19 protein-coding genes are annotated in these 22187 nt (G+C 71.4%); 15 read left to right on the plus strand and 4 right to left on the minus strand.

Going from position 1 to position 22187, the window contains the following annotated elements; all coding sequences use genetic code 11:
* Positions 1-174 precede the first annotated feature (174 nt).
* The 4 genes from V4Y04_RS13040 to V4Y04_RS13055 all read left to right on the plus strand — a co-directional run bounded on the left by V4Y04_RS13040 (position 175) and on the right by V4Y04_RS13055 (position 4154).
* Positions 175-1761: a PucR family transcriptional regulator gene (locus tag V4Y04_RS13040; protein WP_332427871.1), complete on the plus strand. Its 1587-nt coding sequence runs from the start codon at positions 175-177 to the stop codon at positions 1759-1761.
* A 280-nt stretch (positions 1762-2041) separates the two neighbouring features.
* Positions 2042-2776 (plus strand): RNA-guided endonuclease InsQ/TnpB family protein, encoded by a 735-nt coding sequence (locus tag V4Y04_RS13045; protein WP_332427873.1) that lies wholly within the window; start codon positions 2042-2044, stop codon positions 2774-2776.
* A complete protein-coding gene (locus V4Y04_RS13050; protein WP_332432817.1) occupies positions 2730-3326 on the plus strand; it encodes an RNA-guided endonuclease InsQ/TnpB family protein in 597 nt (198 codons plus the stop codon). The genes V4Y04_RS13045 and V4Y04_RS13050 overlap by 47 nt, the downstream gene beginning before the upstream one ends.
* A 27-nt stretch (positions 3327-3353) precedes the next feature.
* On the plus strand, positions 3354-4154 hold the full coding sequence (locus V4Y04_RS13055) for a phosphatase (protein ID WP_332427875.1): 801 nt from the start codon (positions 3354-3356) through the stop codon (positions 4152-4154).
* A gap of 33 nt (positions 4155-4187) precedes the next feature.
* On the opposite strand, the gene tesB is transcribed toward V4Y04_RS13055, so the two are convergent.
* From tesB to V4Y04_RS13070, 3 genes are all read right to left on the minus strand, one after another.
* Entirely contained in the window at positions 4188-5078 is an 891-nt protein-coding gene (gene tesB / locus V4Y04_RS13060; protein ID WP_332427876.1) for an acyl-CoA thioesterase II, read from the minus strand.
* A gap of 47 nt (positions 5079-5125) precedes the next feature.
* Entirely contained in the window at positions 5126-6283 is a 1158-nt protein-coding gene (locus V4Y04_RS13065) for an acyl-CoA dehydrogenase family protein (protein ID WP_332427878.1), read from the minus strand.
* A gap of 673 nt (positions 6284-6956) precedes the next feature.
* Positions 6957-7553: an SACE_7040 family transcriptional regulator gene (locus tag V4Y04_RS13070; protein ID WP_332427879.1), complete on the minus strand. Its 597-nt coding sequence runs from the start codon at positions 7551-7553 to the stop codon at positions 6957-6959.
* Between the two features lie 85 nt (positions 7554-7638).
* Here V4Y04_RS13070 and V4Y04_RS13075 point away from each other — a divergent pair, with 85 nt between their 5' ends.
* The 4 genes from V4Y04_RS13075 to V4Y04_RS13090 are packed head-to-tail and all read left to right on the plus strand — an operon-like array spanning position 7639 to position 13389.
* Positions 7639-9255, plus strand: coding sequence for a carboxyl transferase domain-containing protein (locus V4Y04_RS13075; RefSeq protein WP_332427880.1), 1617 nt, complete (start codon positions 7639-7641; stop codon positions 9253-9255).
* A 41-nt stretch (positions 9256-9296) separates the two neighbouring features.
* Positions 9297-11276, plus strand: coding sequence for an acetyl/propionyl/methylcrotonyl-CoA carboxylase subunit alpha (locus V4Y04_RS13080; protein WP_332432818.1), 1980 nt, complete (start codon positions 9297-9299; stop codon positions 11274-11276).
* Positions 11273-12220, plus strand: a complete 948-nt coding sequence (locus tag V4Y04_RS13085; protein ID WP_332427881.1) for a hydroxymethylglutaryl-CoA lyase — start codon at positions 11273-11275, stop codon at positions 12218-12220. Before V4Y04_RS13080 ends, V4Y04_RS13085 begins: the two co-directional genes overlap by 4 nt.
* A 5-nt stretch (positions 12221-12225) precedes the next feature.
* Entirely contained in the window at positions 12226-13389 is a 1164-nt protein-coding gene (locus V4Y04_RS13090; RefSeq protein ID WP_332427882.1) for an acyl-CoA dehydrogenase family protein, read from the plus strand.
* Positions 13390-13440: 51 nt separating this feature from the next.
* On the opposite strand, the gene V4Y04_RS13095 is transcribed toward V4Y04_RS13090, so the two are convergent.
* On the minus strand, positions 13441-13779 hold the full coding sequence (locus V4Y04_RS13095) for a hypothetical protein (RefSeq protein ID WP_332427883.1): 339 nt from the start codon (positions 13777-13779) through the stop codon (positions 13441-13443).
* Between the two features lie 186 nt (positions 13780-13965).
* On the opposite strand from V4Y04_RS13095, the gene V4Y04_RS13100 reads away from it, so the two are divergent.
* The 7 genes from V4Y04_RS13100 to V4Y04_RS13130 all read left to right on the plus strand — a co-directional run bounded on the left by V4Y04_RS13100 (position 13966) and on the right by V4Y04_RS13130 (position 22181).
* Positions 13966-15012 (plus strand): ABC transporter substrate-binding protein, encoded by a 1047-nt coding sequence (locus tag V4Y04_RS13100; protein WP_332427885.1) that lies wholly within the window; start codon positions 13966-13968, stop codon positions 15010-15012.
* 608 nt (positions 15013-15620) lie between these two features.
* Complete coding sequence (gene desA / locus V4Y04_RS13105; protein WP_332427886.1) at positions 15621-17063, plus strand: lysine decarboxylase DesA; 1443 nt, start codon at positions 15621-15623, stop codon at positions 17061-17063.
* Positions 17047-18339 (plus strand): lysine N(6)-hydroxylase/L-ornithine N(5)-oxygenase family protein, encoded by a 1293-nt coding sequence (locus V4Y04_RS13110; protein WP_332427887.1) that lies wholly within the window; start codon positions 17047-17049, stop codon positions 18337-18339. The genes desA and V4Y04_RS13110 overlap by 17 nt, the downstream gene beginning before the upstream one ends.
* Positions 18336-18926 carry a GNAT family N-acetyltransferase gene (locus V4Y04_RS13115; protein ID WP_332427888.1) on the plus strand — a complete coding sequence of 197 codons (591 nt, stop codon included), beginning with the start codon at positions 18336-18338 and terminating at the stop codon, positions 18924-18926. The genes V4Y04_RS13110 and V4Y04_RS13115 overlap by 4 nt, the downstream gene beginning before the upstream one ends.
* 26 nt (positions 18927-18952) lie before the next feature.
* Complete coding sequence (locus V4Y04_RS13120) at positions 18953-20731, plus strand: IucA/IucC family protein (RefSeq protein ID WP_332432819.1); 1779 nt, start codon at positions 18953-18955, stop codon at positions 20729-20731.
* Positions 20732-20876: 145 nt separating this feature from the next.
* Positions 20877-21815: a DUF4429 domain-containing protein gene (locus V4Y04_RS13125; RefSeq protein WP_332427889.1), complete on the plus strand. Its 939-nt coding sequence runs from the start codon at positions 20877-20879 to the stop codon at positions 21813-21815.
* A 108-nt stretch (positions 21816-21923) separates the two neighbouring features.
* Positions 21924-22181 carry a hypothetical protein gene (locus V4Y04_RS13130; protein ID WP_332427890.1) on the plus strand — a complete coding sequence of 86 codons (258 nt, stop codon included), beginning with the start codon at positions 21924-21926 and terminating at the stop codon, positions 22179-22181.
* The last annotated feature ends 6 nt before the right edge of the window (positions 22182-22187 follow it).

Raw genomic sequence — 22187 nt, forward strand, 5'->3', positions numbered from 1 at the left:
GGTACTGCCTTCTTTCCTACGCTTCGCCGCGTATGCACTGCCTGCCGCATGACTTTACCGGCGCCGGGGACCTGGTTCCCGGTCGCACTGTCGGCGACGTTAGGTGGCCGGAAAGCGGCTGCAAAGTGTACGTTTCATCCACTTCGAACGATCAACATGGAGGAAACGTCCACCATGCCGGACCCCACGGTTCCCCCCACGCCTCCGGTGTCCCTGGACGCGCTCCTGGCACGGGAGGACCTGGGCCTGCGCCGGGTCGCCGGCCCGTCGGACCCCGGTGTCGTCGTGCGCTGGGCGCACACCTCGGAGATGGCCGACCCGTACCCGTATCTGCTGGGCGGTGAGCTGCTGCTGTCGGCGGGGGTGCACATCCCGGACGGGGCGGGCCCGGGGTACTTCGACGCCTATGTGTCCCGGATCGTGGCGGCGGGCGGCGCGGCGCTCGGTTTCGGTCTGGCCCCGGTGCACGACACCCTGCCCGAGGCACTGGTCGCGGCCTGCGACCTCCAGGGGCTGCCGCTGCTGGAGGTGCCGCCGCGGACCACGTTCTCCGGGGTGGCCCGCGCGGTGTGGCAGCTGATGGCGCAGGCCCGGCTGGCGGAGCTGCGCCGCGTGACGGAGGCCCACCGCGGTCTCGCCTCGGCCGCCGCCCGCCCGGACCCGGTCCCCTCGGTCCTGCACCGCCTCTCCCGGCACCTGGACGGCCGGGCGGTCCTCTTCGGCCCGGAGGGCACGGAGATCGCCGCCGCGGGCCGCGCCCTGGGCGAGGAGACCGACACGGCCCTGGCGAAACTGGCCGAGGTGGTACGCCCGCCCTCCCCGGCCGGGCAGGCTCGGTCCCGCCCCTCGCCCGCCTCCGCCACGGACACGGTCGCCGGGGTCCGGCTGGCCGCCTACGCGCTGGGGGCCGGGCACGGGTTCGTGCTGGGTGTCGCGGCCCCGTCGCGGGACTCCGGGGACCACACCATCGCGTCCGTGGCCGCGGTGCTGCTCTCCCTGCTGACCGGTGAGCAGCAGAGCGGCACCGGCGCGGCCCGCTCCGCCGCGCTCGTACGGCTGCTGCTGGGAAGCGCGCCCGAGGAGGTGGCGCCGTTGCTCGGCGGCGAACCGTGGCGGGTCGTGCACGCGCACCGGACCGTACGCCCCTCGGAAGTACAGCCCCCGGAAGTACAGCCCCTCAAGACCCGGTCCCCGGAGACCCGGTCCCCGGGGGCCGTATCTCCGGAGATACGGCCCCCCGAGATACGGCCCCCGGACGCCCTGGCGGCCTCCGCGCTCGGCGCGGCGCTCGGGTCGGCGCTGGTGGATCCGGCGGACGGGGTCGTGCGGGTGCTCGTGCCGGACGGACGGGAGCCGGAGGCGCAGCCGGGCTGGACCCTGGGGGTCAGCGCCGCCGTCGCCCCGTACGACTGGCCGGCGGCCGACACCCAGGCGGCCCGCGCGCTGGCCCGCGCCCGTGCCACCCGGGTCCCGCTCGTCGTGCACGGCGCCCGCCCCGCGCTGGACGACCTGGTCCCCGCGGCGGACGCCCGGGCCCACGCCCGCATGCTGCTCGCCCCGTTGGCGGGCACGCCCGCGCTCACCGACACCCTGCGCACCTGGCTGTCCCTGCACGGCAGTTGGGACCGCACCGCGGTGGCCCTGTCCGTGCACCGCAACACCGTGCGGCAGCGGATCGCCCGGTGCGCGGCCCTGCTGGACGCCGACCTGGACGACCCGGACGTCCGCATGAACCTGTGGTTCGCCCTGCGCCACACCTAAGCCCGAGCCGCCGTGTCCGAAACCCGGGCCTGACCACCTCTCTCTTGCCGGGCGAGGGTGCCTGGTCCCTTCAGGGCGGGGAAATGTCCGTTCCCACGGAACGGGGCAGGGATGGCCGCATCGTCTTCGGGATGGTGTGGCGTCCGGAGGAGACGGCGGCAAGTTCGGCTACAAGCAGGTGTGACGGTGCGCGGCTGTGAGTGGTGGGGTCGGTCGCTCGTTCGGGTGAGTCTGACCGGATTCGAAGAGGGGAACGAGTGGCGGGGCTACGTTTGACGGCATGTCACGTTTCCGGATGTACCCGACGAGCGAGCAGGCGGAACGGATGCTGTTGCACTGTGCGCACGCCCGGTACGTGTGGAATCTGGCCGTCGAGCAGCACGCGCACTGGGAGCTCGGGCGGAAGCCCGCGCCCGGGTTCGCCGAGCAGTGCCGTCAGCTCACCGAGGCCCGGCGGGAGAACGCGTGGATCGCTGCGGGAAACGCGGACGTGCAGCAGCAGGCCCTGAAGGACTTCGCCAAGGCCAAGAACGCCCGGTTCACCTCCGGCTTCGGCGAGCCGACCTGGCGCAGGAAACACCGGCATGAGGGTTTCCGGGTGATCGGCACCGACCGCGTCCCGGAGTCCAATCCGGACGGCGCCCCGAAGCTGAACGCCAGGGGCAGGCAGGTCATGGGCCGCTCCGTGGTGGTACGGAAACTCAACCGCCGGTGGGCGCGGGCGAAGGTACCCGGCTGCGGCTGGGTGCGCTTCCGTCTCACCCGCGCCGAGCTGCCGAGGGCGAAGACGTTCCGAGTCACCTTCCGCAACAACCGGTGGCACATCGCCTTCGCCGTCGTTCCCGAACCGGCCGACGGGCCCGGTACGGGGGAGGTCATCGGCATCGACCGGGGTGTGAAGATCACCGCTGCCCTGTCCGACGGGCGGAAACTGAACTGCCCACAGCTCACCGCCCGCGAGCGCGCGGATCCGCAAGCACCAGCGGCGCGCGGCCCGCGCCCCCAAGGGCAGTGACCGCAAGAGAGCCGAGCACGCCAAGGTCGCCAGGATCAAGGCCCGCGAGGCGGACCGGCGCAAGGACTGGTGCGAGAAGACCTCCACCATGCTCGCCCGCACCTACCGCCTGATCCGGTTCGAGAAGCTGAACATCACGACCATGACCCGCTCGGCGAAGGGAACCGTCGCACAGCCCAGTACACGGGTGCGGCAGAAGGCCGGGCTGAACCGGGCGATCCTCGCCCAGGGCTGGGGCCTGCTGCGCCGCCGGACCGGGGAGAAGGCCCCGGGCCGGGTGGAGGATGTTCCCGCCCCCTACACCTCGCTGCGGTGCAGTGCCTGCGGATGGATCGCGAAGGACTCGCGCAAGAGCCAAGCCGAGTTCGTCTGTGTGTCCTGCGGGTTCAGTTGCCACGCGGATGAGAACGCAGCGGTCAACGTCGCGGCAGGACAGGGCGGGATTCCCCGCCCCCGGCGTGCAGCCGGTGCCGGAGGGGTGACAGCGGCCACCGGCCGCTCGAGCGCCCGTGAACCTCGACCCACCCGGGTCGGAATCCCCCTCCTTTGAGGAGAGGGAGGATGTCAAAATGGGGGCATGCCGATATCCGGGACGCCCAGCCGCGCCGAACTCCTCGCCCACCTCGCCGCCACGCGCATCGCGGGTGCTGTCGCCACCCCGCGCGAGAACAATCTCTCCCACTACCGCAAGCTGGCGAACGGCGACCGCCACTACTGGCTCGGCCTGGAGCTCGGCGACCGCTGGAGCGACGAGCAGGACGTGCTCGCGGTGATGGCGGAGCGGGTCGGGGTCAGCGACGACGCCGAGCACCGGTACGGCCAGGACACCATCGATCCCGAGCTGACCGTGGCCGCCCTGGAGCGGATGGCGGGGCGGCTGCGGAAGGCGGCGGACGGGCAGCAGCGGGTGCTGCTGGCCACCGGTCATCCCGGCGGCCTGCTCGACGTGCACCGTGCCACGGCCGCCGGGCTGCGCGCCGCCGGCTGCGAGATCGTGGTGATCCCGGACGGGCTGGCCACGGACGAGGGCTACGTGATGCAGTTCGCGGACGTGGCGGTGCTGGAGCACGGTGCCACGCTGTGGCACACCCACTCCGGTGAGCCGATGAAGGCCATTCTCACCGCCCTGGAGCGCGAGGGCCGCCCGCTGCCCGACCTGGTGGTCGCCGACCATGGCTGGGCGGGTTACGCGGGGCAGCACGGCGTGGACTCCGTCGGCTACGCGGACTGCAACGACCCGGCACTGTTCCTGGCCGAGGCGGAGGGCACCGTCCAGGTGACGGTCCCCCTCGACGACCACGTGGTCAGCCCCCGCCACTACGACGCGATGACGGCGTACCTGCTGGCGGAGGCGGGACTGGACCAGGGCGCCCGTTAGGGGCGGCTGCCAGGAGGGCCGTCAGGACGGCCGTCAGGACGGCCGTGGGGGCTGCTCCTCGCGCGGGACGCGGACCAGGCCCTCCTGGATGACCGAGACCGCGAGGCGGCCGTCCTGGGTGTAGATGCGGCCCTGGCCGAGGCCCCGGCCGCCGTGCGTGGACGGGGACTGCTGGTCGTACAGCAGCCATGCGTCGGCACGGAACGGGCGGTGGAACCACATCGCGTGGTCGAGGGAGGCCCCGACCACGTCCCCCACCGCCCAGCCGCCGCGGCCGTGGGCGAGCAGCACCGAGTCCAGCAGCGTCATGTCGGAGACGTAGGTGGCGAGGACGACGTGCAGCAGCGGGTCGTCAGCGAGTTTGCCGTTGGTGCGGAACCACACCTGGGAGTGGGGTGCGCGGGGCTCGCCGAAGCGGCCGTAGGGCGGCTCGTCGACGTAGCGCAGGTCCACGGCCCCGCGGGCCTCCAGGAAGCGCTCGACGACGTCGGGGTCGAGGTGCCGGTAGTCGCGCAGCCGTGCCTGGGAGGTGGGGAGCGCGTCCGGGTCGGGCGCGGACGGCATCGGCTCCTGGTGCTCCAGGCCCTCCTCGTACGTCTGGAAGGACGCCGAGAGGTGGAAGATCGGCTTGCCGTGCTGGACCGCGACGACCCGGCGGGTGGTGAAGGAGCGGCCGTCACGGATCCGGTCGACGGTGTAGACGATGGGCGCGCCGGCGTCGCCGGGACGCAGGAAGTACGCGTGCAGGGAGTGGGCGGGCCGGTCCGCGGGGACGGTGCGCCCGGCGGCGACCAGCGCCTGCGCGGCGACCTGCCCGCCGAAGACCCGGGGGACGACGGCGAGGCGGGACTGGCCGCGGAAGATGTTCTCCTCGATCTGCTCGAGGTCGAGCAGATCGAGGAGATCCTGTAGTGCCTGGCTCATGGGGTCAGTTGTACCGGTGCTCGTAGAGGCCAGGGATGTCGGACGTCTTACAGGCCCATGTCCTTGGCGATGATCGACTTCATGATCTCGCTGGTGCCGCCGTAGATGCGGTTGACGCGGTTGTCCGCGTACAGGCGGGCGATCGGGTACTCGTTCATGTAGCCGTAGCCGCCGTGCAGCTGGAGGCAGCGGTCGATGACGCGGTGCGCGACCTCGGTGCAGAACAGCTTGGCGGAGGCGGCCTCGGCGGGGGTGAGTTCGCCCGCGTCCAGGGCCTCGGTGGCGCGGTCGGCGACGGCCTCGGCGGCGTCCACCTCGGCCTGGCAGGCGGCCAGCTCGAACTTGGTGTTCTGGAAGTGGGCGACCGGCTTGCCGAAGACGGTGCGCTCCTGCACGTACTGCTTGGCGAACCGGACGGCGGCCTTGGCCTGCGCGTAGGCGCCGAAGGCGATGCCCCAGCGCTCGGAGGCCAGGTTGTGGCCGAGGTAGGAGAAGCCCTTGTTCTCCTCGCCGAGGAGGTCCTCGACGGGAACCTTGACGTCGACGAACGCCAGCTCGGCGGTGTCGGAGGTCTTCAGGCCCAGCTTGTCGAGCTTGCGGCCGACGGAGTAGCCCTCGGACTTGGTGTCGACGGCGAACAGGGAGATGCCGTGGCGGCGGTCCTCCGCGGTCGGGGCGTCGGTGCGGGCGCAGACGATCACCTTGTCGGCGTGGACGCCGCCGGTGATGAAGGTCTTGGCGCCGTTGAGGACGTAGTGGGTGCCGTCCTCGCTGAGCTTGGCGGTGGTCTTCATGCCCGCGAGGTCGGAGCCGGTGCCCGGCTCGGTCATCGCGATGGCCCACATCTCCTCGCCGGTGGCGAACTTGGGCAGGTAGCGCTTCTTCTGCTCGTCGGTGGCGAGCATCTTGAGGTACGGCAGGGCCAGCAGCACGTGCACGCCGGAACCGCCGAACTGCACGCCGGCGCGAGCGGTCTCCTCGTAGAGGACCGCCTCGAACTTGTGGGTGTCCATGCCCGCGCCGCCGAACTCCTCGGGCACGCTGATCCCGAAGATGCCCAGCTCACCGAGCTTGTAGTAGAAGTCGCGGGGCGCCTGGCCCGCCGCGAACCACTCGTCGTAGACCGGGACGACCTCGGCCTCGATGAAGTCGCGGATGGTCTCCCGGAAAGCCTCGTGGTCCTCGTTGAACACCGTACGGCGCACGCCGCCACCCTCCCTCGCGCCTGGTCCGGCGCCGCTCTCGCGTTCCTGGTCGCCCGGCGTGGAGTGCCCTGTGATCCGGCCACCCCACACGCCTAAGCGCTTGCTCAGAGACTCAACCGTACCGGCGAGTAGCCAGAGCCGTCCAGACCACGCCCCCCGTAACGCTCGTCACGTACGCCGGGGCCGGGCGCCCCGCACGCCGACGCCGGGGAGGCCCCGGGACGGCGAGTCCGGGGCCGGGGCCGGGCCCCGGGCCGGGGCAGGCCCGGGACGGCGAGTCCGGGGCCGTGACGATCCCCCGGCCGGGGCGGGCCTCCGGTCCGACCGGGCTCCAGACCGGGAGGACCCCAGACCGGGAAGACCCGGGAGGGCGAATCCGGGGCTGGACCGGGTCGGGCCGATCCCCCGGTCCGACCGGGCTCCAGGCCGGGAAGACCCCAGACCGGGAAGACCCGGGACGGCGGATCCGGGGCCGGGGCGATCCTCAGGCCGGGGCGGGCCCGGGATGGCGAATCCGAGGCTGGACCGGGTCGGGCCCCGATCCGGCCCGACCTCAGACCGGACCGAACCCCCGATCCAACCTGACCCCAGACCGGGCCGGGCCCCAAACCGGACCGGACCCCAGACCGAGCCGAACCCCGTCGGGCCGGGCCCCGTCGGGCCGGGCCCGGGGTCAGGCCGGGCCCGCCGCGGCGAAGGCGCCGCGGGCCATCCGATGCAGGAGTGCCGCCGTCGTGGCGCGGCCGGGCAGGGAGCCGGACCGGGTGAGGTGCGGGGTGGAGTTGAGCAGCCCGAACACGGAGTGCACGGCCGAGCGTGCGGCGGGTTCGGCCAGGTCCGGGTACAGCGCGCGCACCACCCCGACCCACAGTTCGACGTACTGCCGCTGCAGCTGCCGCACCAGTTTGCGGTCGCTGTCCCGGAGGCGGTCCAGCTCACGGTCGTGCAGGGTGATGAGGGGCCGGTCGTCGAGCGCGAAGTCGATGTGGCCCTCGATCAGCGAGTCCAGGACCACCTCTGGAGCCGCCCCGTCGACCTCCTTCAGGCGCTGTTTCGCGCCGGTGAGCAGCTGGCCGCTGATCCCCACCAGCAGTTCCGCGAGCATCGCGTCCTTGCCCGGGAAGTGCCGGTACAGGCCGGGGCCGCTGATGCCGACCGCGGCGCCTATCTCGTCGACCCCGACTCCGTGGAAACCGCGCTCGGCGAACAGCCGCGCGGCCTCCCTGAGGATCTGCTCGCGGCGGGTCGGGGCGTCGGTTCTGGTGGCCATGGAATCGATTCTAGACAGCGGGGTTAGCGGTCGTTAACCTGAAGGGAACGCGTTAACGCTCATTAACCAGTGAGGGGACCGCAGGATGCACGAGGCACCGGAGCTTCACAGCGCGGCCGATCCCGCGTCGGAGTCCTTTCGGGCCAACGAGGAGGCGCACCGCGCGCTCGTCGAGGAGCTGCGCGTCAAACTGGCGGCGGCCGCGCTCGGCGGGGGCGAGCGGGCGCGGGCCCGGCACACCGCGCGGGGCAAACTGCTGCCGCGCGAGCGCGTGGACACCCTCCTCGACCCCGGTTCGCCCTTCCTGGAACTGGCCCCGCTGGCGGCCGACGGGATGTACGAGGGGCAGGCCCCGGCGGCCGGGGTGATCGCCGGGATCGGGCGGGTCGCCGGACGCGAGTGCGTGGTGGTCGCCAATGACGCGACCGTCAAGGGCGGCACCTACTACCCGATGACGGTGAAGAAGCACCTGCGCGCGCAGGAGGTGGCCCTGGACAACCGGCTGCCCTGTGTCTACCTGGTGGACTCCGGTGGGGCGTTCCTGCCGATGCAGGACGAGGTGTTCCCGGACCGGGACCACTTCGGGCGGATCTTCTACAACCAGGCCCGGATGTCCGGCGCCGGCATCCCGCAGATCGCGGCGGTGCTGGGTTCGTGCACGGCGGGCGGGGCGTACGTCCCGGCGATGAGCGACGAGGCGGTGATCGTGCGCGGCCAGGGCACGATCTTCCTCGGCGGCCCGCCCCTGGTGAAGGCGGCCACCGGCGAGGTGGTCACGGCGGAGGAGCTGGGCGGCGGCGAGGTGCACGCGCGGGTCTCCGGCGTCACCGACCATCTCGCCGAGGACGACGCGCACGCGCTCAGGATCGTGCGGAACATCGTCGCGACCCTCCCGGCGCGCGGTCCGCTCCCCTGGGGGGTCGAGCAGGCCGTGGAGCCCAAGGTCGACCCGCTGTCGCTGTACGGCGCGGTCCCGGTCGACTCCCGTACGCCGTACGACGTGCGGGAGGTCGTCGCGCGCGTGGTGGACGGGTCGCGGTTCGCCGAGTTCAAGGCGGAGTTCGGGCAGACCCTGGTCACCGGTTTCGCCCGGATCCACGGCCATCCGGTGGGGATCGTCGCCAACAACGGCATCCTGTTCTCCGAGTCGGCCCAGAAGGGCGCCCACTTCATCGAGCTGTGCGACCAGCGCGGCATCCCGCTGGTGTTCCTGCAGAACATCTCCGGCTTCATGGTCGGCAAGGACTACGAGGCCGGCGGCATCGCCAAGCACGGCGCCAAGATGGTGACGGCGGTGGCGTGCACGCGGGTGCCGAAGCTGACGGTGGTGGTCGGCGGTTCGTACGGCGCGGGCAACTACTCGATGTGCGGCAGGGCGTACTCGCCCCGTTTCCTGTGGATGTGGCCGGGCGCCAAGATCTCGGTCATGGGCGGTGAACAGGCCGCCTCGGTGCTGGCGACGGTCAAACGCGACCGGTCGGAGGCGCGCGGGGAGAGCTGGCCGGCCGAGGACGAGGAGGCGTTCAAGGCGCCGATCCGCGCGCAGTACGAGCGGCAGGGCAATGCCTACTACGCGACGGCCCGCCTGTGGGACGACGGGGTGATCGACCCGCTGGAGACCCGGCAGGTCCTGGGCCTGGCCCTGACCGCGTGCGCCAACGCGCCACTGAGTGACCCTCAGTTCGGCGTCTTCCGGATGTGAGGGGACCTCAGAGGATGGCGAATCAGACCATGTCGGCTCAGATGTTCGAGACGGTGCTGGTGGCGAACCGGGGCGAGATCGCCGTCCGGGTCATCCGCACCCTGCGGTCGATGGGTGTGCGCTCGGTGGCCGTCTTCTCCGACGCGGACGCCGACGCCCGGCACGTCCGCGAGGCCGACACGGCGGTGCGGATCGGACCGGCACCGGCCGCGGAGAGCTATCTGTCGGTGGAGCGGCTGCTGGAGGCCGCCGCCCGCACCGGCGCGCAGGCGGTCCACCCCGGCTACGGCTTCCTCGCCGAGAACGCCGGGTTCGCGCGGGCGTGCGCCGAGGCGGGACTGGTGTTCATCGGGCCCCCGGCGGACGCGATCGCGCTGATGGGCGACAAGATCCGCGCGAAGGAGACGGTGAAGGCGGCCGGGGTCCCGGTCGTGCCCGGCTCCAGCGGCAGCGGGCTGACGGACGACCAGCTCGCCGCCGCCGCTCGTGAGATCGGCATGCCGGTGCTGCTGAAGCCGTCCGCGGGCGGCGGCGGCAAGGGCATGCGCCTGGTGCGGGACGCGGACCGGCTGGCCGAGGAGATCGCCGCCGCCCGGCGCGAGGCCCGCGCCTCCTTCGGTGACGACACGCTGCTCGTCGAGCGGTGGATCGACCGCCCCCGGCACATCGAGATCCAGGTGCTGGCCGACGGCCACGGCGATGTCGTCCACCTCGGTGAGCGCGAGTGCTCCCTCCAGCGGCGTCACCAGAAGATCATCGAGGAGGCGCCCAGTGTGCTCCTCGACGAGGAGACCCGGGCCGCGATGGGCGAGGCGGCGGTCCAGGCGGCCCGCTCCTGCGGCTACCGGGGCGCGGGCACGGTGGAGTTCATCGTGCCGGGCAACGATCCCGCCGCGTACTGCTTCATGGAGATGAACACCCGCCTCCAGGTGGAGCACCCGGTCACCGAACTCGTCACGGGGCTGGACCTGGTGGAGTGGCAGTTGCGGGTGGCGGCGGGCGAGCGGCTCGGCTTCGCGCAGGAGGACGTCCGGCTCACCGGTCACGCCGTCGAGGCCCGTGTCTGCGCCGAAGACCCCTCCCGCGGCTTCCTGCCCTCCGGCGGCACGGTGCTGAAGCTGCGCGAACCCCAGGGCGACGGGATCCGTACCGACTCCGGGCTCAGCGAGGGCACGGAGGTCGGCAGCCTCTACGACCCGATGCTGTCCAAGGTGATCGCGTACGGCCCCGACCGCGCGACCGCGCTGCGCAAGCTCCGGGCCGCGCTCGCGGAGACGGTCACGCTGGGCGTGCCGACCAACGCCGGGTTCCTGCGGCGGCTGCTCGCGCACCCGGCGGTGGTGAGCGGCGACCTGGACACGGGGCTGGTGGAGCGCGAGGCGGAGGGCCTGGTCTCCGTCGAGGTCCCCGAGGAGGTGTACGAGGCGGCGGCGGCCGTACGACTGGACGCGCTGCGGCCGCGCGGCGACGGCTGGACGGACCCGTTCTCGGTGCCGGACGGCTGGCGCCTGGGGGGTACGCCGAGGCCGGTCGCGTTCCACCTCCGGGTCACGGACCCGGTGGAGTACACCCCGCGCGGCTCCCACACCGTCACCGACGACCGCGTGTCGGTGACGCTGGACGGTGTCCGGCACACCTTCCACCGCGCCGCCGACCGGCTCGGCCGGGACGGCGACGCCTGGCACGTGCGCGACCACGACCCGGTGGCCGCGTCCCTGAACCGCGCGGCGCGTTCCGGCGCCGACTCGCTGACCGCGCCGATGCCCGGCACGGTGACGGTGGTGAAGGTCGCCGTCGGCGACGAGGTGGGCGCGGGCCAGAGCCTGCTGGTGGTGGAGGCGATGAAGATGGAGCACGTCATCTCCGCCCCGCACGCCGGCACGGTCACCGAGCTGGACGTGGCCCCGGGCACGACGGTCGCGATGGACCAGGTACTGGCGGTCATCGCTCCCACGGAGACGCCTGCGGAGACACCCTCGGAGACGCCCGCGGAGACGCCTGCCGAGGAGGAGACGGCATGAACGCCCCGCAACCGGTCCTGCCCATGGCCGTACCGGCCGAGGGACTGCCCGCACGTGTGCGGATCCACGAGGTCGGCGCACGCGACGGACTGCAGAACGAGAAGGCGACCGTCCCGACGGAGGTGAAGGCGGAGTTCATCCGCCGCCTGGCCGGCACGGGCCTGACCACGATCGAGGCGACGAGCTTCGTCCACCCCGAGTGGGTGCCCCAGCTGGCGGACGCCGAGGAGCTGTACCCGGCGGTCGCCGGCCTGCCGGTGTCGCTGCCGGTCCTGGTGCCCAACGCACGGGGCCTGGACCGCGCGCTGACGCTCGGCGCCCGCCGGGTCGCCGTCTTCGCCAGCGCCACGGAGTCCTTCGCCAGGGCCAACCTCAACCGCACGGTGGACGAGGCACTGGCGATGTTCGAGCCGGTGGTGAGCCGGGCGAAGACACAGGACGTCCATGTCCGGGGCTACCTGTCGATGTGCTTCGGCGACCCCTGGGAGGGCGCGGTCCCTCTCCCCCAGGTGGTGAGGGTCTGCGGGGCCCTGCTCGACATGGGCTGCGACGAGCTGAGCCTGGGCGACACCATCGGGGTGGCGACCCCGGGCCACGTGACCGCCCTGCTCACCGCGCTCGCCGAGGCCGGCGTGCCCGTGAGCGTCCTGGGCGTGCACTTCCACGACACCTACGGCCAGGCCCTGTCCAACACCCTGGCCGCGCTCCAGCAGGGCGTCACCACCGTCGACGCCTCCGCCGGCGGACTGGGCGGCTGCCCGTACGCGAAGTCCGCCACCGGCAACCTCGCCACCGAAGACCTCGTGTGGATGCTGCGCGGCCTCGGCATCGACACCGGGGTCGACCTCGGCCGTCTCGTCGCCACAAGCGTCTGGATGGCCGCTCACCTGGGCCGGCCCAGCCCGTCCCGCACCGTCCGAGCCCTCTCCCACCAGGAGCAGTGAACGACATGGACCACAAGCTCTCCCCCGAGCTGGAAGAACTCCGCCGTACGGTGGAGGAGTTCGCGCACGACGTCGTGGCGCCGAAGATCGGTGACTTCTACGAGCGGCACGAGTTCCCGTACGAGATCGTCCGGGAGATGGGCCGCATGGGCCTGTTCGGCCTGCCGTTCCCGGAGGAGTACGGCGGGATGGGCGGCGACTACTTCGCGCTGGGTGTGGCGCTGGAGGAACTGGCCCGGGTGGACTCGTCGGTGGCGATCACCCTGGAGGCCGGGGTCTCCCTCGGTGCCATGCCGGTGCACCTCTTCGGCACGGAGGAGCAGAAGCGCGAGTGGCTCCCCCGGCTGTGTACGGGCGAGATCCTGGGCGCGTTCGGCCTGACCGAGCCGGACGGCGGCAGTGACGCGGGCGCGACCCGTACGACGGCCCGCCTCGACGAGTCGACGAACGAATGGGTCATCAACGGCACCAAGTGCTTCATCACCAACTCGGGCACGGACATCACGGGCCTGGTCACGGTGACGGCGGTGACCGGGCGGAAGCCCGACGGCAGGCCGCTGATCTCGGCGATCATCGTCCCGTCCGGCACGCCGGGCTTCACGGTGGCGGCCCCGTACTCGAAGGTCGGCTGGAACGCGTCGGACACCCGCGAACTGTCCTTCGCCGACGTCCGCGTCCCGGCGGCGAACCTGCTGGGCGAACAGGGCCGGGGCTACGCCCAGTTCCTGCGCATCCTCGACGAGGGCCGCATCGCCATCGCGGCCCTGGGCACGGGTCTCGCGCAGGGCTGTGTGGACGAGTCGGTGAAGTACGCCAAGGAGCGGCACGCGTTCGGACGGCCGATCGGTGCCAACCAGGCGATCCAGTTCACGATCGCGGACATGGAGATGAAGGCCCACACGGCCCGCCTGGCGTGGCGTGACGCGGCGAGCCGTCTGGTGGCCGGCGAGCCCTTCAAGAAGGAGGCGGCCCTGGCCAAGCTGTACTCGTCCACGGTCGCCGTGGACAACGCCCGTGACGCCACCCAGATCCACGGCGGCTACGGCTTCATGAACGAGTACCCGGTGGCCCGCATGTGGCGCGACTCCAAGATCCTGGAGATCGGCGAGGGTACGAGCGAGGTCCAGCGGATGCTGATCGCCCGGGAGTTGGGGCTGCCGACGGGTTGACGGCCCGGGAGGCGTGCGGTGCGGGCCGGCGAGCCCGGTCCGCCGGCCGCCTCACCCGTCGAACAGGGCGGACAGGACCGCTATCAGCACCATCGGCACCGGGACGAGTCCCGCGCTCGCCGTCCAGTAGCGCCGCCGGGCGCAGGACTCCGGGCGGACCCATTGGTTCAGCGGGATCCACAGAGCGAGGAAGACGGCCCACACCGGGATCAGGATCATCACCCAGGGGAGCATGCCGTCGTTGTCCGTGGGCTCCCTGGAGGTGGGGCCCGGCTCCGCCAGGGGACAACTCACCACGAACATCATCGACAGCCACAGCGGCACCACGGCCACGACCCCGAGGATCAGGTTGACGGCCAGGGGAGCGCCCCATCGTCTGAGCGCCTGCACGCCCAACCCCCTTTGCCCATGAGGGGGTCACTGTACGGAACGGGCTTCGCCACCGTTCCGGGCGGGGAGGAACATCCGGCCCCCTCTGGACATTCCATGAGGTTAGGCTAACCTAAGTCTGCCTCTGATCCGAGGCGCCGCAAGCCCGCACCCCACGGCTCCGTACGCATGAAAGCAGACCCAGCCATGTCGAACGCCAGAACCGCCCGCTTCTCCCGTCGCGGCATCCTCGCCGCCGGTGGCGCCCTCGGACTCGGTGCCGTGCTCGCGGCCTGCGGGGACGGCGACGCGAAAAGCGGCGGCTCGGACTCGTCTGCGGCCGCCGAGGAGTCCGGTCCCTGGTCCTTCAAGGACGACCGCGGCACGACGGTGAAGCTGGACAAGGTCCCCGTGAACATCGTCGCGTTCACCGGTGCCGCCGCCGCGCTCCACGACTACGGCGTCCAGGTCAAGGGCGTCTTCGGTCCGACGAAGACCAAGGACGGCAAGGCCGACGTCCAGGCCGGCGACATGGACATCAGCAAGGTGACCATTCTCGGCAACACCTGGGACCAGTTCAACGTCGAGAAGTACGCGACGCTCTCCCCCGAGGTCCTCGTCTCCACCACGTTCGACGACGCGGGCACCCTCTGGTACGTCCCCGAGACGTCCAAGGACAAGATCGCCAAGCTCGCGCCGAGCGTCGCCGTCTCCGTCTACGACCGTCAGCTGACCGCGTCGCTGGAGCGCATGTGGGAGCTGGCCGAGTCGCTGGGCGGCGACATGAAGGCCGCCAAGGTCACCGATGCGAAGAAGCGCTTCGAAGAGGCTTCCGAGCGGCTGCGCAAGGCCGCGAAGGCCCATCCCGACATCAAGGTGATGGCCGGTTCCGCGAGCCCGGAGCTGTTCTACGTCTCCGGCACCGACCTCTCGGTCGACCTGGAGTACTACAAGGCCCTCGGGGTGAACTTCGTCGAGCCGACCGAGAAGGCCAAGGAGCCCACCGGCGGCTGGTTCGAGAGCCTGAGCTGGGAGAACGTCGACAAGCACAAGGCCGACGTCATCATCATGGACGACCGCAGCTCGGCCATCCAGCCCGCCGACATCACCGAGGCGACCTGGAAGAAGCTGCCCGCGGTCAAGGCCGGTCAGGTCATCGGGCGTTCCGCCGAGCCGATCCTGTCGTACGACAAGTGCGTCCCGCAGATCGAGGCCCTCGCCGAGGCCATCGAGAAGGCCAAGAAGGTCAGCTGACCGTCCCCACCCTCTCCGTCACCGGAGTTGTCCGTGACCACTGCCGCAGCCGCCCCGTTCCGCCCCCTCCCCCAGGTCGCCGGAACGGGGCGGCTCGGTCCGCTTCCGGCTCGGACCTCCTCCGCCGGGGCCGGCCTGCACGCGTTCGGGTCCGACGGGCCCGACCGTTCCCTGACGCCGCTCCCGCCGCAGCCATTCCCGCCTCCCGCCGGCCGCCTCCCACCGGCAGCCTCTCGCCTCCCGCCGGCCGCCTCCCACCTCCCGCCGGCCGAGCGGCCGTACGCGTGACTCCCGGGTGAGCCCGGCCGTGTGAAGCGGCTGCGGCGGCACTTCGCCGGAGAGGGTGGTCCCGACCGCCGCCGCGTCACCTTCATGGGACACCGGCGACGCGGCCCGGCGGAGCAGCAGATGCCGAAAAGCACGAACGGCGTTGTCTGCGAATTCACTTGAGCCCGTCTCACACCTCATGACGGAGTGAGGACGGTCACGGTGGCAACGGGAATGAAACTCGCTGGCTTAGGTTAGGCTCCCCTAAGTAAAAAGCGGGCCGCACCGCGGCGCGCCCGCCACCTCCCCGCACCGGACCGTCCCCCACCGGAGGCCCCCACATGCGCTCGCACCTGCTCAACGACACCACCGCGGAGCACTATCGCCGCTCCGTGACCGAAGGAGTCGAGCGGGTGGCAGCCAAACTCGCCACCGCACAACGTCCGTTCACCGGCGTCACGGCCGACGCCCTCGCCCCCGTCATCGAGCGGATCGATCTCGACCGGCCGCTGCACGACACCACCGCGGCGCTGGACGAACTGGAGGACGTCTACCTCCGGGACGCGGTCTACTTCCACCACCCCCGCTACCTCGCCCACCTCAACTGCCCGGTCGTCATCCCGGCCGTGCTCGGCGAGGCCGTGCTCTCCGCCGTCAACTCCTCCCTGGACACCTGGGACCAGTCGGCCGGCGGCACCCTCATCGAGCGCAAACTGATCGACTGGACCGCCGCCCGGATCGGTCTCGGCGCCGCCGCCGACGGGGTGTTCACCTCCGGCGGCACCCAGTCCAACCTCCAGGCGCTGCTGCTGGCCCGCGAGGAGGCCAAGACCCGCGACCTCGCGAAACTGCGCGTCCTCACCTCCGAGGTCAGCCACTTCAGCGTGCAGAAGTCGGCGAAACTGCTCGGCCTCGGCCCGGACGCCGTGGTGTCGATCCCCGTCGACCACGACCAGCGGATGCAGACCGTGGCCCTCGCCCGCGAACTGGCGCGCTGCGCCGAGGACGGCCAGGTCCCCATGGCCGTCGTCGCCACCGCCGGCAGCACCGACTTCGGCTCCATCGACCCGCTGCCCGAGATCGCCGAACTGTGCGCGCAGTACGGCGTCTGGATGCACGTGGACGCCGCCTACGGCTGCGGACTGCTCGCCTCGCTGAAGCACCGGGACCGCATCAGCGGCATCGAGCACGCGGACTCGGTCACCGTCGACTACCACAAGTCCTTCTTCCAGCCGGTGAGTTCGTCCGCCGTACTGGTCCGGGACGCGGTCACGCTGCGGCACGCCACCTACCACGCGGAGTACCTCAACCCGCGCCGCATGGTGACCGAGCGCATCCCCAACCAGGTGGACAAGTCCCTGCAGACCACCCGCCGCTTCGACGCGCTGAAGCTGTGGATGACCCTTCGCGTGATGGGCGCCGACGGCATCGGCGGGCTCTTCGACGAGGTCTGCGACCTGGCCCGGGACGGCTGGCGGCTGCTCGCCGCCGACCCGCGCTTCGACGTGGTCGTCGAGCCGTCGCTGTCCACGCTCGTCTTCCGGTACGTCCCGGCCGCGGTCACCGACCCCGCGGGCATCGACCGCGCCAACCTCTACGCACGCAAGGCCCTGTTCGCCTCCGGTGACGCGGTCGTCGCGGGCACCAAGGTCGCGGGGCGCCACTACCTGAAGTTCACCCTGCTGAACCCCGAAACCACGACGGCCGACATCACCGCCGTCCTCGACCTGATCGCCGGCCACGCCGAGCAGTACCTGGGAGAGTCCCTTGAGCGCGCATCCTGAAGCCCCGGACACCACCTACGACTTCGTCGGTATCGGTCTCGGCCCCTTCAACCTCGGCCTCGCCTGCCTCACCGAACCCATCGGCGAACTCAACGGCGTCTTCCTGGAGTCCAAGCCGGACTTCGAGTGGCACGCCGGGATGTTCCTCGACGGCGCCCATCTCCAGACGCCGTTCATGTCGGACCTGGTCACCCTCGCCGACCCGACGTCCCCGTACTCCTTCCTCAACTACCTGAAGGAGAAGGGCCGGCTGTACCCGTTCTACATCCGCGAGAACTTCTACCCGCTGCGCGTCGAGTACGACGACTACTGCCGCTGGGCCGCCGCGCGGCTGAGCAGCATCCGGTTCAACACCACCGTCACCGAGGTGACGTACGACGAGGCGGCGGAGCTGTACGCCGTACGGACCGAGGCGGGCGTCACCTACCGCGCCCGGCGGCTGGTGCTCGGCACCGGGACCGTGCCGTTCGTGCCCGAGGTGTGCCGGGGCCTGGACGGCGGCCTGTTCCACACCTCCCAGTACATGCACCGCAAGGCGGAGCTGCAGGAGAAGAAGTCGGTCACGATCGTCGGCAGCGGGCAGAGCGCCGCCGAGATCTACTACGAACTGCTCTCCGAGATCGACGCCCACGGCTACCGGCTCGACTGGGTCACGCGCTCCCCGCGGTTCTTCCCGCTGGAGTACACCAAGCTGACCCTGGAGATGACCTCCCCGGACTACATCGACTACTTCCGGGCGCTGCCCGAGGAGACCCGCTACCGGCTGGAGCAGGAGCAGAAGAGCCTGTTCAAGGGCATCAACTCGGATCTCATCGACGCGATCTTCGACCTGCTGTACCAGAAGAACGTCAGCGGCGGCGACCGTCCCGTCCCCACCCGGCTGCTCAGCAACTCCACGCTGACCGGGGCGCGTCACGAGGACGGCGCGTACACGCTCGGCTTCCACCAGGACGAGCAGGGCAAGGACTACGAGATCCGCACCGAGGGCCTGGTGCTGGCCACCGGCTACCACTACGAGCGGCCGGCCTTCCTCGGCCCGGTCGAGGACCGCCTCCGTTTCGACGGGCACGGCCGGTTCGACGTGGCCCGCAACTACTCCGTCGACGTGACCGGCCGGGGCGTGTTCCTGCAGAACGCGGGCGTCCACACGCACAGCGTCACCAGCCCCGACCTGGGCATGGGCCCGTACCGCAACAGCTGCATCATCCGCGAGCTGCTCGGCACCGAGTACTACCCCGTCGAGAAGTCCATCGCCTTCCAGGAGTTCACCGTATGAGCACCACCGGCACCGGTGCCGACGCCTTCACCGGCAGCGGCCTGCGGACCGCGCTGGGCACCTTCGGGGTCCGCCCGCTCGACCCGCCGAAGGACGCCGCGCTGCTGCACTCCTGGGTCACCCACCCCAAGGCGGCCTTCTGGATGATGCGGGACGCGACACCGGAGGACGTCGAGCGCGAGTACCTGCGGATCGCGGCCGACGAGCACCACCACGCCCTGCTGGGCCTGCACGACGGCGTCCCCGCCTTCCTGATGGAGACGTACGACCCCGTCCACCGCGAGCTGACCGGACTGTACGAGCCGGCGCCCGGCGACGTCGGCATGCACTTCCTGGTCGCGCCGGCCGGCACCCCGCTGCACGGCTTCACCCGGGCCGTGATCACCGCCGTCCTCGCGCACATCTTCGACGACCCGGCGGCCCTGCGGGTCGTCGTCGAACCGGACGTGTCCAACACGGCGGTCCAGGCCCTGAACGAGGCCGTGGGCTTCGTCCCCGTACGCGAGATCGACAAGCCGGAGAAGAAGGCGTTGCTGAGCTTCTGCACCCGTGAACAGTTCACCGCGGCCACGGGGGTGAGCGTGTGAGCCCCGCAGACGCGAACCGCGCAGACGTGAGCCCCGCCGGCGCCGTGGGCCATCTGACCCCCGAGCGCTGGGAGAGGGCCGACCGTCTGCTGATCCGCAAGGCGCTCGCCGAGTTCGCCCACGAGCGGCTGATCACGCCGGAGCCCGCCCCGCGGCAGGCGGACGGGTACGTCGTCCGCAGTGACGACGGGCTGACCGAGTACCGCTTCACCGCCGTCCGCCGTGCCCTGGACCACTGGCAGGTCGCCGCCGAATCCATCACCCGCCACCGCGGCGGCGGTGAACTCCCGCTCGCCGCCCTGGACTTCTTCATCGAGCTGCAGAAGTCGCTGGGGCTGAGCGACGAGGTCCTGCCGGTGTACCTGGAGGAGATCTCCTCCACCCTCTCCGGCACCTGCTACAAGCTGGCCAAGCCCGCCGTCACCTCGGCCGAGCTGGTGGACGCCGGTTTCCAGGCCGTCGAGACCGGCATGACCGAGGGCCACCCCTGCTTCGTCGCCAACAACGGGCGCCTCGGCTTCGGCGTCCACGAGTACCGGGCCTACGCGCCGGAGACGGCGAGCCCGGTACGGCTGGTGTGGCTGGCCGCGCACCGCTCACGGGCGGCGTTCACCGCCGGTGTCGGCATCGAGTACGAGTCGTTCCTGCGCCAGGAGCTGGGCGAGGACACCGTCGGACGCTTCCACCGGACGCTCACGGAACAGGGACTCGACCCGGCCGACTACCTGTTCATCCCCGTCCATCCCTGGCAGTGGTGGAACAAGCTCGCCGTCACCTTCGCCGCCGAGGTCGCCCGCCGCCACCTGGTGTGCCTGGGCGAGGGCGACGACGAGTACCTGGCCCAGCAGTCCATCCGTACCTTCTTCAACCGGTCGAACCCGCACAAGCACTATGTGAAGACGGCCCTGTCCGTCCTCAACATGGGCTTCATGCGCGGTCTTTCGGCCGCGTACATGGAGGCCACCCCGGCGATCAACGACTGGCTGGCCCAGCTGATCGACAGCGACCCGGTGCTGCGGTCGACCGGGCTGACGATCATCCGGGAGCGGGCCGCGGTCGGCTACCGCCACCTGGAGTACGAGAAGGCCACCGACCGCCACTCGCCGTACCGCAAGATGCTGGCCGCGCTGTGGCGGGAGAGCCCGGTGGCGTCGCTGCGGGAGGGCGAGTCCCTCGTCACGATGGCCTCGCTGCTCCATGTGGACCACGAGGGGACGTCCTTCGCGGGCGCGCTGATCGAGCGGTCCGGCCTGACGCCGGTCCAGTGGCTGCGGCACTACCTGCGCGCCTACTACACGCCGCTGCTGCACAGTTTCTACGCCTACGACCTGGTGTACATGCCGCACGGCGAGAACGTGATCCTCGTCCTCGAGGACGGGGTGGTGCGCCGCGCGGTCTACAAGGACATCGCCGAGGAGATCGCGGTGATGGACCCGGACGCGGTGCTCCCGCCGGAGGTCTCCCGCGTACGCGTGGAGGTGCCGGACGACCAGAAGCTGCTGTCGATCCTCACGGACGTCTTCGACTGCTTCTTCCGCTTCCTGGCCGCCGACCTCGCCGCCGGGGGCGTCCTCACCGAGGACGACTTCTGGCGGACGGTCGCGGAGATCACCCGCGAGTACCAGGCGTCGGTGCCCGAACTCGGCGACAAGTTCGCCCGGTACGACATGTTCGCCCCCGAGTTCGCGCTGTCCTGCCTCAACCGGCTCCAGCTGCGCGACAACCGGCAGATGGTCGACCTCACGGACCCGTCCGGCGCGCTCCAGCTGGTCGGCACCCTGGAGAACCCCCTCGCGGGGTTCTGACCCGCGATCCGACCCACGAACGGACGGGCACCCCGCGGTACGGTCCTGCGGGGTGCCCGTCGTCCTTGGTGAGGAGACCGGGCAAGCCGCGGAGACCGGCCGAGGTCCGGACCACGCTCCCGCGGACCGGTGGAACAATCGCCCCATGGCGGAAATCATCCAGAAGGACGGCACCTGGGTCTTCGACGGGGACACCCTGCGGCTGACACCCGGCCGGGACAAGAGCGTCGGGCTGCTCCGCCGGACCCTGGGCGAGCTGACGGTTCCTCTGACGGCGTTGGCGGGCATCTCGTTCGAGCAGGGCCGCAAGGCGGGGCGGCTCAGGCTCCGGCTGCGCGAGGGCGCCGACCCCCTGCTCCAGGCGGCCGGCGGCCGGCTCACCGAACCGCACGACCCGTACCAGCTGATCGTGGAGTCCGACCGGTACGGCGTCGCCGAGTACTTCACGGAGGAGGTCCGCAACGCCCTGCTGCTGGACCAGGTGCCCTCCGATCCGGTCTCCGGCTATCTGCTGCCCGGCCCGTCCGTGCCGCTGTCGGTCGCCGCCGGGGACGGCTCGGCGAGCTTCGACGGGGAACGGGTACAACTGGAGTGGAACTGGAAGACGGAGGACTCCAAGTCCGCCGCCGGGGCCCGCGCCCTGGCACTGAGCGAAATCACCGCGGTGGAGTGGCTGCCGGCGGGCGGGCTGGAGAACGGCCACCTGCGTTTCCTCGTGCGCCACGCGCCCACCAAGGCCCCGGCGAAGTACGACCCCAACGCGGTGGAGCTGTGGGGCTTCAAGAAGGACCCCCTGATGGCGCTGGTCGCCGCCGCCGTCCAGGCCCGCCTCCCCCACCCGGCCGCCCGCGACACCGCGCTCGACCCGGTGCGCGACACGGCGAAGGACACCGCGCCGGCCGCCGTCGGCAGCGCGCGTCCGGCGGGCCCGGAGCCTGTGGGCGCGGCCGGCTCCCCCGCCCGCGAGGACGACCACGACGCGCTGCTGCGCCGGCTGCGTGAGCTGGGTGAACTGCGTCGTGCCGGGGTGCTGACGGACGAGGAGTTCACCCAGGCCAAACAGGCCGTCCTGAGGCGCATGTAGGACGGCCGCGCGCACACGCGTTCACCTTCGCTCCACCCGGCATCGCCTTCCTGCCCGAAATCGGGCAGAATTCTTGCGTGAACCCCTCCCTTACCTCAGGATCGTCGAGTGCACGACGAACTTGTTGATCACCTGACGCGGTCCTCGCCCCTCAGCCGGGGCGAGGCGCTGCGTGTGGTCCAGGACGTGCTCGCCTACTTCGATGAGACGACCGAGGATTTCGTCCGTCGCCGCCACCGCGAACTCCAGGCCCAGGGCCTGGTGAACGCGACGATCTTCGAACGGATCGAGGCGGATCTCAGATACCGCACCGTGGCCCCGCCCGAGCTCTCGCTCCGGCAGCTGCGGCGCATCGTCTACGGCTAGGGAAAC

The organism is Streptomyces sp. P9-A2 (assembly GCF_036634175.1).
Lineage (GTDB): Bacteria > Actinomycetota > Actinomycetes > Streptomycetales > Streptomycetaceae > Streptomyces > Streptomyces pratens.

Bases quoted from the DNA above. Each gene is read 5' to 3' on its own strand.
- V4Y04_RS13040 (WP_332427871.1), top strand. From the start codon at position 175: ATGCCGGACCCCACGGTTCCCCCCACGCCTCCGGTGTCCCTGGACGCG.
- V4Y04_RS13045 (WP_332427873.1), top strand. From the start codon at position 2,042: ATGTCACGTTTCCGGATGTACCCGACGAGCGAGCAGGCGGAACGGATG.
- V4Y04_RS13055 (WP_332427875.1), top strand. From the start codon at position 3,354: ATGCCGATATCCGGGACGCCCAGCCGCGCCGAACTCCTCGCCCACCTC.
- tesB (WP_332427876.1), bottom strand. From the start codon at position 5,078: ATGAGCCAGGCACTACAGGATCTCCTCGATCTGCTCGACCTCGAGCAG.
- V4Y04_RS13070 (WP_332427879.1), bottom strand. From the start codon at position 7,553: ATGGCCACCAGAACCGACGCCCCGACCCGCCGCGAGCAGATCCTCAGG.
- V4Y04_RS13075 (WP_332427880.1), top strand. From the start codon at position 7,639: ATGCACGAGGCACCGGAGCTTCACAGCGCGGCCGATCCCGCGTCGGAG.
- V4Y04_RS13080 (WP_332432818.1), top strand. From the start codon at position 9,297: ATGTTCGAGACGGTGCTGGTGGCGAACCGGGGCGAGATCGCCGTCCGG.
- V4Y04_RS13085 (WP_332427881.1), top strand. From the start codon at position 11,273: ATGAACGCCCCGCAACCGGTCCTGCCCATGGCCGTACCGGCCGAGGGA.
- V4Y04_RS13090 (WP_332427882.1), top strand. From the start codon at position 12,226: ATGGACCACAAGCTCTCCCCCGAGCTGGAAGAACTCCGCCGTACGGTG.
- V4Y04_RS13100 (WP_332427885.1), top strand. From the start codon at position 13,966: ATGTCGAACGCCAGAACCGCCCGCTTCTCCCGTCGCGGCATCCTCGCC.
- desA (WP_332427886.1), top strand. From the start codon at position 15,621: ATGCGCTCGCACCTGCTCAACGACACCACCGCGGAGCACTATCGCCGC.
- V4Y04_RS13115 (WP_332427888.1), top strand. From the start codon at position 18,336: ATGAGCACCACCGGCACCGGTGCCGACGCCTTCACCGGCAGCGGCCTG.
- V4Y04_RS13125 (WP_332427889.1), top strand. From the start codon at position 20,877: ATGGCGGAAATCATCCAGAAGGACGGCACCTGGGTCTTCGACGGGGAC.